Origin of the sequence: Prochlorococcus marinus str. MIT 9107, assembly GCF_000759855.1 — a bacterium.
Classification (GTDB): Bacteria; Cyanobacteriota; Cyanobacteriia; order PCC-6307; family Cyanobiaceae; genus Prochlorococcus_A; species Prochlorococcus_A marinus_N.
The window spans coordinates 50592-67539 of record NZ_JNAI01000002.1; the positions used below are offsets into that span (position 1 = coordinate 50592).

Sequence of the window (16948 nt, forward strand, 5' to 3'; positions counted from 1 at the left end):
TTTTCAATTCAAAGAGGAATTTAAATCATGGTTAGTAATAAAATATCCCAAGAGTTATTAATGCTTGCGTCTACATGTAAACCATTAAATAAAGACGCCACAGAAGAAGAATGTAAACATGACTATGAAGTTATGCATGAAACCGCCAAGAAACATGGCATAAAGAATTTAATTTTAGAAATACCAATGGAAATAGATTTCTGATGCAAGTGTATTTAAAGGACAAAACAAAAAGATTAATCATGAATTAAAAAAATATTTTAGTTATCTTTTTTTCTTAATAACTAAAGGATAATTTTTCATTCATTTTTCAAAACATGTCCCAATTGATATTTCAAGAGTTGTATTTATCTCTAAAGTATCTTTTTCTTGATCATTAGAACTTATTAAAAATATTGAAGTCTCTTTTGTGATTTTTTTTACATCAAAAAATGGAGTAAATGTAGCATTTGGGTAATCAATTCTTAACCTATTTTCCTCTTGTTCAAATGTATAAAAATCAGAAAGAAAATCTTCAGTAACGTAATCCTCCGCACCAACTAAAAATTCACTCTTTGTGTCTTTAGCGATGGAATCCCAATTTTGGTAAAGATAAATTGGAGGTCTATAATTAGAGATTTTTTCTTGGATATTTTTTGTAATGACAGGCAATTCCCTAATCAGTAAAAGATTAACATTTTCAATACTCGCAGTTCCTTTCTTTAAGTCATAAGAGATATTAAATTTTTTTTATGATCTTTTTTTTGTTTTCTTTAAATTTAGTGCGCCCAGAAATCAAGTTATCATCTTCAGAAATATAATCGTCATAAGAAGATTTCATTTTCTTATTAATGGAATGATGAAGACTTTTGAGTTCTCATTAAACTATTCAGCATTACTGGAGATATTGGTTTTAACTCCTCTGGAGGTTCTCCATTAATTGGATTACTGATTTTTCTGTGTGATACCATTCATTTTGGACAATTTAACTATCCCTGACTACGTTCTGTCTATATAAAAATACGGAGAGGGTGTCCTTCCGATTGAGCATCCCTGAACAGGTATGAACAGGTATGAACAGGTATGAACAGGTATGAACAGGTATGAAGACAAAGAAAAACGGAGAGGGTGAAATTACATCTTATCCCGCTACGGCAGTTATAGAACCATATAGGAAGCATTTTTAGAACAATTCATATTTACCCACCACCACATCCACCACCACATTTTTGGTATTTATAGGGACCACATGGAACGATATAGGAAAGTCAATAAAAGTAATAAAACTGCAAAAAAAAGACCTCTATTTCTAGAGGTCTTTTTCTGGTTTTACTAAATGAAGTGTTTCCTTGTTTCCACTATTTCAGTAAAACCTCTCCTACACACACCCATAATTTATTACACATTTTTCTTTTTTGTGAAAGGGTTTAGGTAATGTTAGTTATTCGACACATATACCAATTAACTCTTACAGGACTTAGTTTCATTAAAAAAACGCCCTTATTCTTACGAATCAGGGCGTTTAATTATCAGAAATTAGTGTGTGAGGAGTTTCTGATCAATTTAGTCTACTTGAACAAGGATTAAAGATTTAATTAATCATGATTAAATCAATCTTAAGGATTCATGCAAAATTTTCGAGACCGATTAATTTAATAACACGACAGTTCTGGTGATCGAAATCGACCAAGGTCGACCAACTAGATCTTCACTAATCCATGGTCTGTAATACCAAGGAAATTAACTCTCTAACCTTTCAGGAAAGAAAGTTAAGTAATCAGAAATTAAACTTTCGAGATTAATTCTGAATTATCTTAAAAATAAAGTCGTTAGTAAAATCTGAAGAAGTGAGTAATCACATTTACTAACAAAACTAATTTTTAGGAAAATTCTTAATCTGATTAACAAATAGATCTCCTTCTGTCGTCACCAATAAAAAGACCCTGAAAGGGGTCTTTTTTAATGCCTTAAATTTTATATTGTATTTAGTAAACTTTGCAATGAGAACTTGTTGGATGGTCTATGCATTCTTTTTCCCAATAATCTTGTCTTAGATCTTTCGGTAATTGATAGTTAAAGTCATGCATTCTCCAAAGATCTGAAGTTGCATTTTTTAAAGCAGTGAACGGAGTAGTGAGTTTCATAAAACCTCCTATATCTCTACTCCTTAATTATCCTCCTATTTAATTGAAATTAATAGAGTATTAATACCTGAGTAAAAGTCCCTTATTATTGTATTAATTTGCTCAAAGTAAAATCTTTCAGTAACAGAATCAGTTACTTGATTATGCATAATGCATAACCAAGGGATCACCGCAGTATTTCCCTCACCAAGAGATGAATTAATAGTATATTTCTTATTATCCAAAAAGGACATAAATACTTCTGGTAAATCGTCTATGAAGATTTTGTGAGCATTATGTTCTTTTGTATTCCTAAAATATTCCTTTCCATTTTCTTCAACTTTTTATTGAGCAATATAAGATTCCCAACTTTGACTAAAAGAAATTATATTTTCTTTAATGGAATAATTCATAAAAAAATTATGTCATGAACTTGGAAACTTTTGAGAAATTTATTTTTATAAGATTTATCTATATTACGATAATTATTGATTAGATCCATCAAAAGAGTATTTCAGAAAGAAGAAAAAAGGTAATGATGAGGATACCTATTTCCCTCCAGAAGAATCAGAACCACCTCATTATTAACAATGGATCTTGAGGAATCCACCAACACATAATTCGTAAATTAAATATCCACCAACACATTAAAAAATATCCACCAACACATCCACCAACACATTCAGGCATAAACTAGTAAATATTGGACTATATAGGACAAGCAACTTCTTTAAAAACAGATTTTGACTACATTATTGCCCATATAGCACTTTACAGGAAGATAATTAAACGGAGAGGGTGGGATTCGAACCCACGAATAGTCTCCTATTAAACGATTTCGAGTCATTCGCTTTCGACCTCTCAGCCACCTCTCCATGTTTCTTGATTATCTACAAAATCAAATGAAAAAGTTATGTTCTTTTATTTATCTTAATCATTAATTCCAACCGGCATCTTTCATTAATTTTATTGCAAGAGAGTTATTAGCTCCAAGATCATCTACTGTAACCTTATCGGGTGTAAATTCACCAAAATCTTTAACAATAGGGTTTTGATTTACCTCTTTCAATGGATGTTCAAAGGTAGGGGCAGCTAAACCTTTACTACCGACTGGAGAAGCTAAATATTCAAGAAGCTTAACAGCATCAGCTTTATTTGTTGCATATTTTGCTACTCCCCCAGCACTTATATTTACATGTGCAGGGTTTGGAGTAATAACGGAAGTTTTTTTCGCATAAAGAGCATCTCTTCTACCATTTACTCCATCCAACATCCTTGCAACATAATAATGATTAACAATTCCTACTCCACATTTTTTCTTAGAAACTGCCCTTATTATTGAAATATCTCCTGGGAAGAAAGGTTGAGAAACGTTAGAAATCATTCCATTTAACCAAGCTTTAGTTTCTAATTCCCCTTTATTCACTATTTGGTTAGCTACTAAGGATTGATTATATGGACTTTTTCTATTTCTTAAGCATACTTTTCCTTTTAAGGATGGATCAGCTAAATCTGTATAATCTTTTATCTTACTGACATCTACAACTTTTGGATTAGCGACCATAACTCTCACTCTTCTAGTTAATGCATACCATTGCTTAGAAGGATCTTTCAATCCATCTGGCACATCTTTCTCTAGAGTTGTTGAGTTTATGCTTTGAAGTAATCCTGCTTTGGCAGCATTAGTTATCCTTGCAGCATCCACAAGTAAAATTAAGTCTGCGGGAGAATTTTTACCTTCTCTCTTTAATCTCTCAATTAAAGAGATCCCTGTAGCTTCAATAAGTCTTACTTTAATACCAGTTTCTTCTGCAAATTTCTTAAAGATCGTTCTATCAGTATTGTAATGCCTTCCAGAATAAATTTTAACCTCTCTTTCTGTTGAATTTGCAGGAATATTTAAATTAAATAAGAAAGTAAATGTTAAAGCTGAATAAATTAATTTTCTTAGGTTTTGCACTTTTATCAAATAGTATCTATGGTTACTTTATATATATCCAAAGCATAGGAATTCCAAAAGATATCTTCTATACATACATTTGTATCATTTTTTATGCTCAAAATGAATTATTTAACTCACCAACTTCTCATTCAAGAAGAAATTGAACAATTTATTACAAATTTAAAAAAAGAAAATAATCCTTGGGAAGACGGAAAAAAAACGGCTGGGAGTCATGCATCAAAAGTAAAAAATAATCTGCAATTAGATAGAGGATCAGAAATCTCAAAAAAACTCTCTAATTTAATTAAAAAGAAACTCCTTTCTAACTCTCTAATAAAAAGTTTCTCTCTGCCAAAGAGCATACATGGAATTATGTTTACAAAATCTTTAAATAATATGCAATATGGCAGACATATAGACAATCCATTTATGTCATCAGGAAGATCTGATTTATCTTTTACTATTTCATTAACTGAAAAAAGCAACTACAACGGGGGAGAGCTCATTATTGAAGAGATGAGTTCAGAAAAAGAATTCAAACTAAATGCAGGAGAGATAATTATTTATCCAAGCACATACTTGCATTCAGTTAAAGAAATTAAAAATGGAGAAAGGATAGTATGCGTTGGCTGGATTGAAAGCTATGTTAAATCAATAGAACAGAGGGAATATCTATTTGATCTTGATGCAGGGGCAAGAGGTTTGCTTGCAAAAAATGGGAGGTCAGATGAATTAGATCTTATTTTTAAGTCATACTCAAATTTCCTAAGATTGCTTGGCAATTAAAGAAACATTTTATACACTAAATAGAAAATTGTTTTGAAAATATTTAAAATAAACTTAACGATATAAGTTTGAAATGCCAAAAAAGAGTTCAATTGGAATATTTATCGCAGCCACTAGCGCAATAGCGATATCTTCATCTGTTAATAGTGGAGAGAATGATATGGGTGGCCTTAAAGAATGGAACACCGACATGGATATCAATGCAGATTTTGTACTAGATGCGGAAGCACAAAAGTTAGCTGATGAAGCTGCAAAATCTAGTACCTGTATTCCTATTGGAGAGGGGGAAAATTGTTGGTAAATAAATAAAATTACTCAGCAAAAAAAAAAAACTTATTAAAGCAAAAAAAAAACGCCCTTTTAGGGCGTTTTTTATTGGTATTAAATTCAATTAGAACTTAAATGTAGTTTCAACTAATGCACCAAATATATCGGCACCAGCTGTTCCATTTCTGTCAGATCCACCAAAGATAGCAGGCTTAACTGTGACTGAGTCATTAGGCTTGAATGAATAATAAGCTTCATAAGCAAATGGATCGTTTGCTGCGTCTTCGTTACTTGTAGGCTGACCGAATGCTACACCGATCTTATCATCTGCTTGGAATATATCCATCCAGTTAAGACCGACAAAGTAAGCATTAGAAGTTTCAGTAGATGAAGTTGCATTTTCGTAAGTAGTTACATCGTAACCAAGAGAAATTGCGGGGACAGCAGTACCTGCATCATCAGGTCTCCACCAACCTCTTAAACCTATTGAATTAAAGTTGTCGCATGTTTTGCCAGACTTACAAGTACCTTCATGACCTGAAGCATGATAGTAAGTATCACTCCAACCGTTAGATTTAATGTTATAAATTAGTGAAGCAGAGTAATTTGGTTTTGTATAACCAATTTGAGTAGCCCAGCTAGTTTTACTGTCGTCAGTTAAAAGACCAGTGTTGGTTCCAGAGGTAGTAGTATGTGACTTAGTACCTACGTTTGAACTAACAGAAAGACCACCGTCTCCTTTATAAGCCCAACCAAAACCGGTATCAGTACTTGCACCATAAGCTTCACCATTACCACCTAGTGTAAATTGCTTTGTTACAGGCTGATAAATTGAAGGTGTAGCACCATGCATGTAATAGTTCTCAATCTTAGGTCCAACCCAAACTGTATTACTATCACCTACTGGGAATTCGTACCAAATTTTGTCAACTTTTAGAGTGTCGCCATTACCATTACCAGACTTTAGGTAAGAACCATAGGTCTTATTAACAGACCAATCAGAATGGTTTCCTGTTTTAATTCTTACGTAAAGATTATCATCACCTGTGAAACTTGTATTAAGATTCATTTGGTAGGTGTAACTTGCTTGAACAGTCTCTTTTCTGGAAAGACCTCTTGTAGGGGCATCTTCATCATACTGAACTGCACCTATAGTAAAGTAAGCTTTACCATCAAGAGTAGTAGTATCAGAGAAACTACCAGCTTCAAAATTGTTTTGCTTAGCTTCTAGGCCATCAAGACGACCTTTGATAACTGCAAGATCTTCATTAACTTCGTTAACGAATGTATTACTGTCAAATCTTTTAGCAGATGATCTACTACTACTGTAGTCGTTCATCCCTTCAAGATTAATTGCGTCGGAAGCTTGTGCGGCTAGAGGAGCAACAAAGCCCACTGCAGCAGTAGCAACCAACATTTTTTGGAAAAGTTTCATTTTACCTCACACGGAAAAAGCCCATATATTATGAGCTTATCTATTGTATCGAGAGTTACAATTCAAAAAAGAAATATTAGATTCCTAACGGTGTGACAAATTATACGTAATTGCATAGTTAGGTTATTTTTTTCCTTTTAATAACGGGAATTTTAAAAGCTCTCTTTCTTCTATCCATACAGATGCCACTTTTTTAGCTAGTTGTCTAATATTTTCTATATATTGCGCGCGATCTGTTACTGAAATAACGCCTCTCGCATCTAACAAATTAAAACAATGGCTGCATTTAAGTACAAAATCTAGGGCGGGATGCGCAAGTTTTTTATTGATTAAAGAATTTGCTTCTTCTTGATAAATAGCGAATAGCTTTTTCATGTTTGCAGGACTTGACTCGTTAAAGTTAAACGAGCATTGATTCCTCTCAAATTGAAGCCATATATCCCCATAATTGAAATCTTTATTCCAATCTAAATCCCAAATACTCTCTTTATCTTGCAAAAACATGGCTATTCTCTCAATTCCATAAGTTATCTCGATGGGGATTGGATTACAGTCCAAACCTCCACATTGTTGGAAATAAGTAAATTGAGTTACTTCCATTCCATCTAACCAAACTTCCCAACCTACTCCCCAAGCCCCAAGGGTAGGAGACTCCCAATTATCTTCTACGAATCTTATATCATGTTTTTGAGGATTAATTCCTAAAAATTTCAGAGAGGCTAAATATTTTTCTTGAATTTCATCTGGTGAAGGTTTAATAATTACTTGATATTGAAAATAATGCTGTGCCCGGTTTGGATTATCTCCAAATCTTCCATCTGTAGGTCTTCTGCATGGTTCAGCGTAAGCAACACGCCATGGTTCTGGTCCGATAGCTCTTAAAAAAGTATGAGGATTCATTGTCCCAGCACCTTTTTCAGTGTCATAGGGCTGAAGAATTAAGCATCCTTCTTTTGACCAAAATTTATTTAAATTTTGAATTATGTCTTGAAAAAACATCTTTTAGAAAGTTGAAGATTAAAAAATCAAACCTTTGTCAATAATAACAAAGCTTCTCTGAAGAATAAAAATAAATATTTTTAAAGAAAATTTTGTTTCTATTGCTGAAAATATTAATTATTTGCAGTCGTGATAATTAATTAAAAATAATATAGAGAATGACAAGAATTATTATCAACTTTAGCTTCTTAAGGAGTCATGATAAGAAAGTCTCAAGTTACAAGATTATTGATCAAGCAAAAATTACAATTTTATTTAATAGGTGAAAAAATCTAGTGGGAATGGTCCATAAGTGAACGACTCTACTGATTCCTTATCATGTTGACATGTTAATAAAATCCCTTCCCCGAGACAATTCTCAGATCTTATGAAAACATTTCCAGTTTTTTGATTACCTTTTAAAAAAACACTTCCATCAGCATGTAAAGAGTCTAAGTCCCTAAATTTAATTGAGATATATTTTCTAGAGATTGATTTTAATGCCTCTATAGCCTCATAGTCACTTGCCGCCATAATTCCAATTGTCATCCAATCGGCTTTTTGAATATTAGTTTCTAGCTCTTCAAGCAGTTTTATTGTTTGCCTTTCACTTAGTTGAGGTGCAGATCTATGACTAGATAAATCAAGTAAAGATTTAATCTCCATTAATTAATTTTTTTAAATATAAATATTATCCAAATGTTCTCCCATTCCATCCCCACATTTCTGCAGGCACATCCTCAAAACAAATATAAATTTTATCTATTGGGATACCAATCTTTTCATAAACAAAATTGCATATTGGCTGCACCATTTCAGAGGGATTTAAGGACCCTATCGACTTTATTTCTAAGTAGCAGCAGGGAAGTTCGTTGTCAAAAATTAATTTCGATTCGTCTTCAAATTTTGCCATCACAAACTTTTTTGGTTTATTCGTTAGCTCTGAAATTAATATTGAAATTTCTTGAAGTAATTTTTTCTTATCTTTTACTTTAATTGAAGTCGAAATATTAACAAAAGGCATATTTAGGCAGCAAAAAAATGTTTTTTAGAATCATTTTTCAAATGAATCTTTTTTTTTCTCATTCCTCTTTTTGAAGATAAATATGCCAAATCGTAAGAACTTATTCCATTTGTATATGGATTAAAAAGTGAATTTCTTGACCAAGTTTTTTTACTTCTTTGCAAGATAATCATATTATTTAGAATAGTTTATAAATAATCTAGCTTTTTTTGATTAATTGTCTACTTAATATTTTGCGTTTTAAAAAACTTATTTATCAAAAATATTTATTTCTTAGACCCAAAAAAGGAATTCTTTAATTAAATTGATATAAGCAAAATTTATGTTTTGGAAGTTTTAAGCAATTATCAAAGACAAAAACTTGACGAGAGCAATGATGAAATTTTTTATTCTGATCCAAAATTTGTTTATCATTTAGACGCAAACTTCAGAAACTATTTATCTTCTATTTATAAAAAAGAAATCATAGATCACTCTATTGTTCTTGATTTAATGTCTAGTTGGGATAGTTATCTACCCTCAGAAAAAAAATACAAAAAAATTATTGGTCATGGCTTAAATAGAGTTGAATTAGAACGAAACAAATCTTTCAATTCTTTTTGGATTCAGAATTTTAATCTAAAACAAGAGATTCCTTTAGATAGTGGAAGCATTGATTGTTGTTTAATGGTCGCAGCATGGCAATACTTACAATATCCCGAAAACCTTACTCAAGAAATCGCAAGAATCCTAAATAATGAAGGGAAAATTATCGTTTCTTTTTCAAATAGAGCTTTTTGGCATAAAGCACCCAATATATGGACTACTTCGAATGAAGAGGAGAGACTTAAATACGTAAGAAAAGTATTAATTACAAACGGATTTAAAGAACCTAAGATAATAAAAAAATTTAATAATGAAAGTTTTAACTTCTTGCCTTTTTTAAAGAATGATCCTTTTTATTGTTTAATTGCATGTAAAGAATAAATATAATTCTCAAAATAAATTACAAATATCTTCAGAAAATTGACTTCATAGCCTAACTTGCAATTATTGTTTAAAATTGGATAGTAATAAAAATTCAATGGGTTCAAAAAGAGAAAAATATCCTGAAAAATGTCCTTGGGATCTTGGCCCTAACCAACATTTAGCAAAAGCGCCAAACTGGACCTTAAGATTAGGTGAAGCAAATGTATGTTTTAGTAAAAACAAATTAGACAATAATTACTTTCATGTAATTAGTAATGAAAATGAGGAGCAAATTCTTGCTTTCAGAGCTAGGCTACTTTATCAAAAACTACTTGACAAAGGTTTTCGACTAGTTGAATGAAAAACTTAATTTATGGAAAATCTGATCGAATGATCTTAAGTATAAATTTTTATAGGTATTAATTTAATAATGACAATTCTTCAAATATAAACTTTTGTTTTTCCTCTTTACCATTGTTATTAAGGTATTTAATAGATCTTGAATTAAGTATCCAAATATTTTTAGACCCAATTCTAGTAAAGCTGTCTTCATATTCCAATTTCAAAGAATTTGGCCTGAGAGTATTTGGATCAATTTGTTGACTTGTATATCTTTTACTGAGAATGCCACTTCCAGTATCAAAGAATTCTTCGATAAAAATTTCAATTATAATTCCATGAATTTTTCGGTAGACCATATTAATACATCCATTTTTGACTCTATATTTGTCTCCATTGTTCTTGCCAGATACACTCATTAAAATCCCACTTTCAGAACTATTAAGTAAATTAAAATTATTCTCTGAATGTACAGATTGAAATTCTCTTTTTACCCTGTGTATACATACTTCAAATAATTGAGAGGCAATACTTTTAATAATTTTGTCATCATCTATTTTTTGGATATGAGGTTTAAAGTCTTTCCCTAAGACAAATTGGCCTTCATGTCGATGTTCATTTATCGAAAAAATACATTTACCTTTATAACCATTAAAATCATCGTTCCAGTTATACCTATTTTCATAAGCCTTTCGAAAAATCTCCTTATAATTAATTTCTGTTAGATTCTCCATTAATTTTCTTAACTTATAGGTTAATTCTACAAAAAAAAACCTCTCTATTAGAAGAGAGGCTTTTTTTTACAAAATTAAATTAGTTTTGACTAATTTTTGTATTCTCTATATTGTCAAATGCTTGACCAATTTTCTTAAAGTCGAATCCCATAGCTCTTAGTGCGTGCCATAGATGACCTTGTAAGAAAAAGAACCCTAAGTAGAAATGAACATTGGCAAGCCAAGCTCTTGAACTATAAGCACCTGTTCCATAATCACCTGTATCTATGAAATAAGGGGCAAACTCAAACTGGAGCTTTAACGGCTCTCCATATAGATCAACTGGATAAATGGTTGTATTTGAAGCACACCAGAAAGCGGCTACAAAAGCCATATAAGAAACACCAACTACTGAGTATGACAAGATAGCCTCAGCTCCAAGTAAACCTTTACCTTTAAATTCTGTATATTCTCCAAATTGTTTTGTAGCAATATGGAAAGCTCCACCAATTATTTCAAGGAAAGCTAGGAAAGCATGTCCACCCATAACATCTTCTAAACTATCTATTTTTAAGAAATCAAATTGATGATTCCATATAGCAGCTATATCTAAATTGTAAACAACTTGTCTTGTAGATCCAATTGCTGGGTCATAGATTCCATGTATACGAGCCCACTCCACAAACATAATTGCACCAAGACCTAAGAAAATCAAATGATGTCCTAGGATAAAAGTTAATTTATCTGGATCATCCCACTCAAAATCGAATTTTTGTGGCTTACTATTTTCTGGATAGTCTCCAAGATCTCCTGCAAATTTGTTGGAATGCAATAAGCCACCTGCACCAAGTACAGCTGAGAAAATTAGATGTAATGTGCAAATTACAACAATTCCATATGGTTCTGTAATAACTCCATTCTCAATTCCACCAATTCCAATACCTGCTAGGTGAGGTAAAACAATTGCCTTCTGAGCACCCATTGGGATACTGGCGTCGTATCGAGCCAATTCAAATAATCCAAAAGCACCTGCCCAGAACATCATTAGTCCTGCATGAGCAGCATGAGCAGCTATGAATTTACCTGAACGTCCTACAACACCAGAATTACCTGCGAACCAGTCATAGGTGACATCAGATTTTCCGTAAGTTTGTAACACTTGATTTAAATAAACAGCAAGTTGAGCATATTGCTGATCAGTATGTTTTTTTACATGTTCTTTACAGATTTAATTACTTATGTAAATAAAACAACTTTCAAAGGAACAAATGTTACAAACAAAGAAAGTATTGTCTTTGAAAGCTTACGCCAATGAAGGAATTTCGCCCTTTAGTTGAGAAGCCCATGTTTCCAGACGTGAATCAGTCAAATCAGATTCACTATCCTCATCAAGAGGTAATCCACAAAAGCTTTCCCCAATGACACTCTTAGACTCATCGAAAGTATAAGAAGATTTATCTACATAACCAACCATTTCTGCGCCTGCTTTGGTGAAGTAACTATGTAGTTCTTCCATGGCATCACAATAATTTTCTGTGTAGGTAGAAGAATCTCCTAAGCCAAAAATTGCAACCTTTTTGCCTGATAAACTTAATTCCCCAATATCCTCTAGGATAGAATCCCATGCAGTTCCTGATCTTTCTTCATCTGCTCCTGTGTTCCAGGTGGGTATCCCACAGATAATTCCATCAAGACCTTCTAATTCTGAAAGATCATCCACATCAGATACATCTTTAGGTGCTTCTGCTGAAGAAATAAAGTTGTGAAGACGATCTGCTACATCTTCTGTTTTTCCAGTTGTAGTTGCGTAATAAATTCCTACGGTCATAACTTCAAATTGTTTACCTTAAAATAATAAAATCTAAAAACATTAAATTAATTTCTTTAAAAACTTTTTCATGTAAAATTTTATACTAATTAACGTAAGATTTTTTTTGGGAATAATTTGTAAAAAACATTTCAAACATCGTGACTGACAAAATTCAAAATGAAATCAATAATTTTGTAGAAGAATTTAAATTAAAAGGTAGGAGGGATTTTAAATTAATTGTTTTATTTGGATTATTGGGAGATTTCGATAGTTTTGAATATGCAATAAATTTAAAAAACTTTTTAGATAATCATCCAGATAAAAATTTAGATGTTTTTGCCATTGCAATAGGGAACCAAAATGGGAAAGAAAAATTCTGTAACTTTACTGGCTTTAATGAAGACAATTTAGTAGTTGTTTCTGACAATCAAATTCACAATGATTTAAAAGTCTCAAAAGGTTTAGATATAGGTTTAGGGGGTTGGATCAATATGCTTTTAATGCTATCAGGTATAAATTCTTTCAAAACAATCAGAGAAGTTATTAGGGGTTACACAGGAGACCGTAAAGCAAAGCAAATCTATTCAGAATTTGACAAAATTGACGTTTTAAAAATACTAAAGTTTTCAGGTAATTCTTTTAGGAAGTTTTTTGGCGATGGTTATTTAAGACCATTTGAACTTGCGACATTTAGGTTAAATAATATGAATGAAATAATAAAAAATTGGGATGATTATATTCTTAATGAAAAATACCTTCCGCAAAGAGGGGCTTCTTTTTTATTAAATGATAAAAATCAAGTTATTTATAAATTTTTCTCTAGTGATGTGCTGGGATATTCTTCAAACATGAGGGACCCTTTAGAATTTTTATCTAATTTAATGAAAGAATAGTTTTTAAAAGGCTTTTTATGAATGTAGACATATTTGGATATTTTGCAGCAATTTTAACTACAGCCGCATTTTTACCTCAATTGATAAAGACCTTAAAAACAAAAAAGGCAGATGATGTTTCTTTGACAACATTAATAATGTTTATTATCGGAGTTTTGTCTTGGATTATTTACGGTTATAAAATTTCCTCTACACCAATATTTATAGCTAATTTAATTACACTATTATTAAATTCATTGATATTAATTTCAAAAATATATTTTTCAATAACCTTGAGGAAGCAATAATCACCCTATTATTAATTTCTATAGATATTACTAAATTCTCATTTATCATATAAGTAAATTTTGCTGATCTTGAAAACTTCAAAATGCTGGGTTTGGTTTAAAGGGAGCCTTAACAATGGTGGTTTTTGGAAAGAAGGATTTACTTGTACTTTTGATGAAAAACCAGGGGTTTTAATAGAAAGTCCTGCTTATGTCACTTGTAGAGTCCCAACTTGGAGAGTTTTGACTAAAGAACCAGAAGATTTATACAAATCTCCTTTAATCCCTGATAAAGCAATATGGAAAATAATTTAAATTATCTATGAATAATAAAAACGCTTTTAACTTTGCTATGACAAGTTAATATTGCTTTATTAAATATTTAATAAATACCATCTACTCTCTTTTTATAAATATTATTCCTTTCTTAATTTTTGGTTTTTTTCTTGGAAAAAAAAATCAAAAGATTTCTACATATATTGCAAGACCTTTAATAAGATTTGGCATTCCATTAAGTGTAATGGGTCTTTTGTTAAAAGAAGGTATAGATATAAACCTTATCAAAAGTGCATTTTTAGCATTCTCAATAATTGGATTTTTAATAGTTCTAATTAATACATTACCAATATTTAAAAATAGGCTGCCAAATTACACTTTGCAACTTGCAGGTCTAATAGGCAATACATCATTCCTTGGAATACCAATTGCGATAGCTCTTTTGCCTTCAACAACCATTAACTTCACTATCGGATTTGATTTAGGAACAACCCTATTCGCTTGGATATTTGGACCATTTTTTCTTCAAGATCAATCAGCGAAAAAGAACTTCCCAAATATAGAAGGCTTATTAAAAGCATTGCTAAATAGCCCTGCATCAAGAGGAATCATTGGAGTACTTTTGGCATATTTTTTCCAAATAAATGAGATATTAGGCAATTACCTTTGGGTTCCTGCAAGAATAGTTATTGCTTTGGCAATAGTAATTGTAGGAACAAGACTTGGGATAATAACGAATCAAAAGAATAGAATTTTTGATCTGAATGAAGAAATTAAATTTTCAATTTTATTAAAATTATTTATTCTTCCTTTTATTGTATTTTTAATCATCAACTTTTTAAATTTTGATTTTTATCAATCATCAGCATTAATTCTACAAGCAGGAACCCCAACAGCAATATCAACAATTTTAATGGCAGAGGCTTATAACATAAAACAAAAAATCGCTTCTAAAATACTTTTTACAACAACTTTAATTTCAATATTTACAATTCCTCTCCTAAAAGTTCTTATGAATGCATTGAAGTGAAAATCTAGAGACCAAACGCATGATTAATGAATATTGTAAAGATAATATCCTCATAAATACATAATGTCTTAAGATTTAAAATATGAAGTCAGCAAATCCTGAAAATGAATATATCCCTATAGATCTCAGGATTTCTGTGAGGAGGGAGACTCTAAGGCTAATCTCAGAGATGGCTGAAGATATGGGCATAAGCATTAATGAAGTTTTTAGTTTTTTAGCCGAAGATTCTGTTATTGATCTCGCATTACTCGAAGACTTAAATGAAATTGAAATCCCTAGTAAGTGCAGCCTTGATGATCTAAAAAACGCGATTATAAAAAAAAGACTTTGTTAAAATTTCTCAACTTTTCTATTTTCCCAGTCAGATTTATAACCACTATTTACTAAAAGTTCCGAATATTTATTTAAATCACTTTTCTGAATTCGCCATAAATTATAAATCCCATATTCGCCCAATTTTTGATGATTAATATTTGACCAATGCTCTTGGCGCGAGGAGTATTCATCTATTACGACCAATAACGATTTGTATTCATAATCAGGTTGGTCCTGATAATTTTCTCTCCTATCAGTATTTAGCCTGTCTGTAAGATTAATTAATCCCTCTTTAGTATTTGGTTCATAAAAAACTATTTGTCTCGAATAATAATGCAAAGACGGTTTTCTTATCCCAATCATTGCTAAAGTTTCCTTCCCCTCTCGAATTTCTGAAATTAATTTTGAGATATTCCTCAAAGGTAATTGCCTAGAATTATCTGCTACTTTTCTAATTGGCGACATCAAAAAAGATTGTCCAATTAACAGTAAAATTTGAAGATAAAGAAGGATATTTTTGGATTTTAAAGAAAATAAAATTATTGCAATCAGTGTAAATGAAGAGAAGAATAATTTGGCTTTGAAAATTATCCCGGAGCTCACTAATTCAGAAAGAAGATTAGGCATTTCAGGATCATTTATTGAACGCAACCAAATATTTGAGAAAAAGAATGCTATTGAGAACCCAAACAAAATTAAAATGTTAAAAAGCCATAAATAGAAATAGCTTTTATTTGCATTTTTTAAGCTTATAAAGCTGTTACTGATTAAGATTGCCGCTGCTGGAATAGCTGGCAACCAATAGCTCGGTAGTTTCGTAGCAGAAATGCTAAAGAAGATTAAAACTGATATTAACCAACATAAAGAATATGTATAAAGGGTTTCAGAAAAATTGCTACCTTCTTTTGAACTTTTCAAAAAATCCTTTAAAGCTTTAAATATTCCGTGATATAAAAAAGGGGTGAATGGTAATGAAGCCAATATCATTATGTAAAGAAAAAACCAGAATGGTTCTGCGTGATTATTTACAACAGAGGTATATCTTTGAAGATTATGATAACCAAAAAAATTGTCCCAAAAAGGCTTCCCTTCTTTTAAGAGTTCTAATATATACCATGGGAAACTTATTAATATTGTTATTAAAAAACCTTTCTTAGGTTTTATCTTGAAGAGCAAAATTTTCCAATCCTTCTGACTAAATAAAAAAGATGCAAGAGTCAATGTTGCCAAAACAAATGCAACAGGTCCTTTAGTTAAAATTGCTAACCCTAAAAAAAACCACGCGGAAATGCATTGATCATTGTTTTCACTTGCCATTCTTCTCCAAAACAAAAGTAGGCTGATCCCTAAGGTTCCAGTTAAAAGAGCATCACTCACCGCAGTTCTACTCCAGATAATTATTAATGGAGACAGCGCGAAGCCTAATGATCCAACTAGTGGAGTGATAAATTGCTTATCACCCTTCTGTGGCCAACAAAACAACGTATCTCCAATCATTAACATTAAAAATAATGATCCCAAAGCTGAAGGCAGTCTTGCTGAGAGTGTCCCGAAACTATCCCAAATGTCGTTTTTCGGTAATGAGTAAAAAAAACCCATTAGCCAGTATATGAATGGAGGCTTGTCAAAACGGGACATTCCATTAACTTTTGGAGTTAACCAGTCACCAGATTCACTCATTGCCCTTGCAGCAGCGGCAAATAAAGGGGGAGTCTCATCCACTAGTCCTGTACTGCCTAAACCTAAAATAAATATAATGATCCCAGAAACTAGCACTACCAATAAGGTTATGAGCCTTTTTTTTGTGTTAAACAGAATCATTTA

Annotated in this window: 24 protein-coding genes, 1 tRNA gene and 1 pseudogene; 10 read left to right on the plus strand and 16 right to left on the minus strand. The window is 31.5% G+C overall.

Annotated elements, in window-relative coordinates:
* Positions 1-27: 27 nt before the first annotated feature.
* Positions 28-204: a hypothetical protein gene (locus EU92_RS09775; protein WP_193741714.1), complete on the plus strand. Its 177-nt coding sequence runs from the start codon at positions 28-30 to the stop codon at positions 202-204.
* Positions 205-303: 99 nt separating this feature from the next.
* On the opposite strand, the gene EU92_RS07785 is transcribed toward EU92_RS09775, so the two are convergent.
* The 7 genes and pseudogenes from EU92_RS07785 to EU92_RS07770 all read right to left on the minus strand — a co-directional run bounded on the left by EU92_RS07785 (position 304) and on the right by EU92_RS07770 (position 4062).
* Positions 304-651 (minus strand): hypothetical protein, encoded by a 348-nt coding sequence (locus tag EU92_RS07785; RefSeq protein WP_032512922.1) that lies wholly within the window; start codon positions 649-651, stop codon positions 304-306.
* A gap of 176 nt (positions 652-827) precedes the next feature.
* Positions 828-950, minus strand: coding sequence for a hypothetical protein (locus EU92_RS10225; protein ID WP_275040508.1), 123 nt, complete (start codon positions 948-950; stop codon positions 828-830).
* A 1014-nt stretch (positions 951-1964) separates the two neighbouring features.
* Positions 1965-2123, minus strand: coding sequence for a hypothetical protein (locus EU92_RS09780; protein WP_193741715.1), 159 nt, complete (start codon positions 2121-2123; stop codon positions 1965-1967).
* A 35-nt stretch (positions 2124-2158) separates the two neighbouring features.
* A pseudogene (locus EU92_RS07780) lies at positions 2159-2401 on the minus strand (MrcB family domain-containing protein); the annotation flags it as partial.
* Between the two features lie 268 nt (positions 2402-2669).
* Positions 2670-2792, minus strand: a complete 123-nt coding sequence (locus tag EU92_RS10230) for a hypothetical protein (RefSeq protein ID WP_275040509.1) — start codon at positions 2790-2792, stop codon at positions 2670-2672.
* Positions 2793-2892: 100 nt separating this feature from the next.
* A tRNA-Ser gene (locus EU92_RS07775) sits at positions 2893-2977 on the minus strand.
* 62 nt (positions 2978-3039) lie between these two features.
* A complete protein-coding gene (locus tag EU92_RS07770) occupies positions 3040-4062 on the minus strand; it encodes an extracellular solute-binding protein (protein ID WP_032512925.1) in 1023 nt (340 codons plus the stop codon).
* Between the two features lie 102 nt (positions 4063-4164).
* On the opposite strand from EU92_RS07770, the gene EU92_RS07765 reads away from it, so the two are divergent.
* Both EU92_RS07765 and EU92_RS07760 read left to right on the plus strand, forming a co-directional pair.
* On the plus strand, positions 4165-4830 hold the full coding sequence (locus EU92_RS07765; protein WP_032512926.1) for a Fe2+-dependent dioxygenase: 666 nt from the start codon (positions 4165-4167) through the stop codon (positions 4828-4830).
* A 73-nt stretch (positions 4831-4903) separates the two neighbouring features.
* Positions 4904-5131, plus strand: coding sequence for a hypothetical protein (locus EU92_RS07760; protein ID WP_032512927.1), 228 nt, complete (start codon positions 4904-4906; stop codon positions 5129-5131).
* Between the two features lie 90 nt (positions 5132-5221).
* Here EU92_RS07760 and EU92_RS07755 read toward each other — a convergent pair whose 3' ends face one another.
* The 5 genes from EU92_RS07755 to EU92_RS09785 form a co-directional block, all read right to left on the minus strand.
* On the minus strand, positions 5222-6532 hold the full coding sequence (locus EU92_RS07755) for a porin (protein ID WP_032512928.1): 1311 nt from the start codon (positions 6530-6532) through the stop codon (positions 5222-5224).
* 123 nt (positions 6533-6655) lie between these two features.
* Complete coding sequence (gene glyQ / locus EU92_RS07750; protein ID WP_032512929.1) at positions 6656-7531, minus strand: glycine--tRNA ligase subunit alpha; 876 nt, start codon at positions 7529-7531, stop codon at positions 6656-6658.
* Between the two features lie 255 nt (positions 7532-7786).
* Positions 7787-8176 carry a DUF1824 family protein gene (locus EU92_RS07745; RefSeq protein WP_032512930.1) on the minus strand — a complete coding sequence of 130 codons (390 nt, stop codon included), beginning with the start codon at positions 8174-8176 and terminating at the stop codon, positions 7787-7789.
* Positions 8177-8201: 25 nt separating this feature from the next.
* Positions 8202-8534 carry a phenylpyruvate tautomerase MIF-related protein gene (locus tag EU92_RS07740; RefSeq protein ID WP_032512931.1) on the minus strand — a complete coding sequence of 111 codons (333 nt, stop codon included), beginning with the start codon at positions 8532-8534 and terminating at the stop codon, positions 8202-8204.
* 2 nt (positions 8535-8536) lie between these two features.
* A complete protein-coding gene (locus EU92_RS09785) occupies positions 8537-8707 on the minus strand; it encodes a hypothetical protein (RefSeq protein WP_193741716.1) in 171 nt (56 codons plus the stop codon).
* A 154-nt stretch (positions 8708-8861) separates the two neighbouring features.
* On the opposite strand from EU92_RS09785, the gene EU92_RS07735 reads away from it, so the two are divergent.
* Together EU92_RS07735 and EU92_RS07730 are read left to right on the plus strand one after the other, a co-directional pair.
* Positions 8862-9500 (plus strand): methyltransferase domain-containing protein, encoded by a 639-nt coding sequence (locus EU92_RS07735; protein WP_032512933.1) that lies wholly within the window; start codon positions 8862-8864, stop codon positions 9498-9500.
* A 97-nt stretch (positions 9501-9597) separates the two neighbouring features.
* Positions 9598-9843, plus strand: coding sequence for a hypothetical protein (locus EU92_RS07730; protein ID WP_032512955.1), 246 nt, complete (start codon positions 9598-9600; stop codon positions 9841-9843).
* Between the two features lie 58 nt (positions 9844-9901).
* Here the strand turns inward: EU92_RS07730 and EU92_RS07725 are convergent, their stop codons facing one another.
* The 3 genes from EU92_RS07725 to fldA form a co-directional block, all read right to left on the minus strand.
* Positions 9902-10555: a DUF3386 family protein gene (locus EU92_RS07725; RefSeq protein ID WP_032512934.1), complete on the minus strand. Its 654-nt coding sequence runs from the start codon at positions 10553-10555 to the stop codon at positions 9902-9904.
* A gap of 79 nt (positions 10556-10634) precedes the next feature.
* Entirely contained in the window at positions 10635-11693 is a 1059-nt protein-coding gene (locus EU92_RS07720; protein WP_032512935.1) for a chlorophyll a/b binding light-harvesting protein, read from the minus strand.
* A gap of 144 nt (positions 11694-11837) precedes the next feature.
* The gene (fldA, locus tag EU92_RS07715; RefSeq protein WP_032512937.1) at positions 11838-12362 is read right to left on the minus strand and encodes a flavodoxin FldA; all 525 of its coding nucleotides are present in this window, start codon (positions 12360-12362) and stop codon (positions 11838-11840) included.
* 140 nt (positions 12363-12502) lie between these two features.
* Between fldA and EU92_RS07710 the strand changes: the two genes are divergently transcribed.
* From EU92_RS07710 to EU92_RS07690, 5 genes are all read left to right on the plus strand, one after another.
* Entirely contained in the window at positions 12503-13237 is a 735-nt protein-coding gene (locus tag EU92_RS07710) for an AhpC/TSA family protein (RefSeq protein ID WP_032512938.1), read from the plus strand.
* Between the two features lie 17 nt (positions 13238-13254).
* Entirely contained in the window at positions 13255-13524 is a 270-nt protein-coding gene (locus tag EU92_RS07705) for a SemiSWEET family sugar transporter (RefSeq protein WP_032512939.1), read from the plus strand.
* A gap of 69 nt (positions 13525-13593) precedes the next feature.
* Entirely contained in the window at positions 13594-13818 is a 225-nt protein-coding gene (locus EU92_RS07700) for a hypothetical protein (protein ID WP_032512940.1), read from the plus strand.
* A gap of 205 nt (positions 13819-14023) precedes the next feature.
* A complete protein-coding gene (locus EU92_RS07695; protein WP_032512941.1) occupies positions 14024-14809 on the plus strand; it encodes an AEC family transporter in 786 nt (261 codons plus the stop codon).
* Between the two features lie 82 nt (positions 14810-14891).
* Positions 14892-15143, plus strand: a complete 252-nt coding sequence (locus tag EU92_RS07690) for a hypothetical protein (protein WP_032512942.1) — start codon at positions 14892-14894, stop codon at positions 15141-15143.
* Here EU92_RS07690 and EU92_RS07685 read toward each other — a convergent pair.
* Entirely contained in the window at positions 15140-16945 is a 1806-nt protein-coding gene (locus tag EU92_RS07685; RefSeq protein ID WP_032523388.1) for an ArnT family glycosyltransferase, read from the minus strand. The genes EU92_RS07690 and EU92_RS07685 overlap by 4 nt on opposite strands.
* Between the last annotated feature and the right edge of the window lie 3 nt (positions 16946-16948).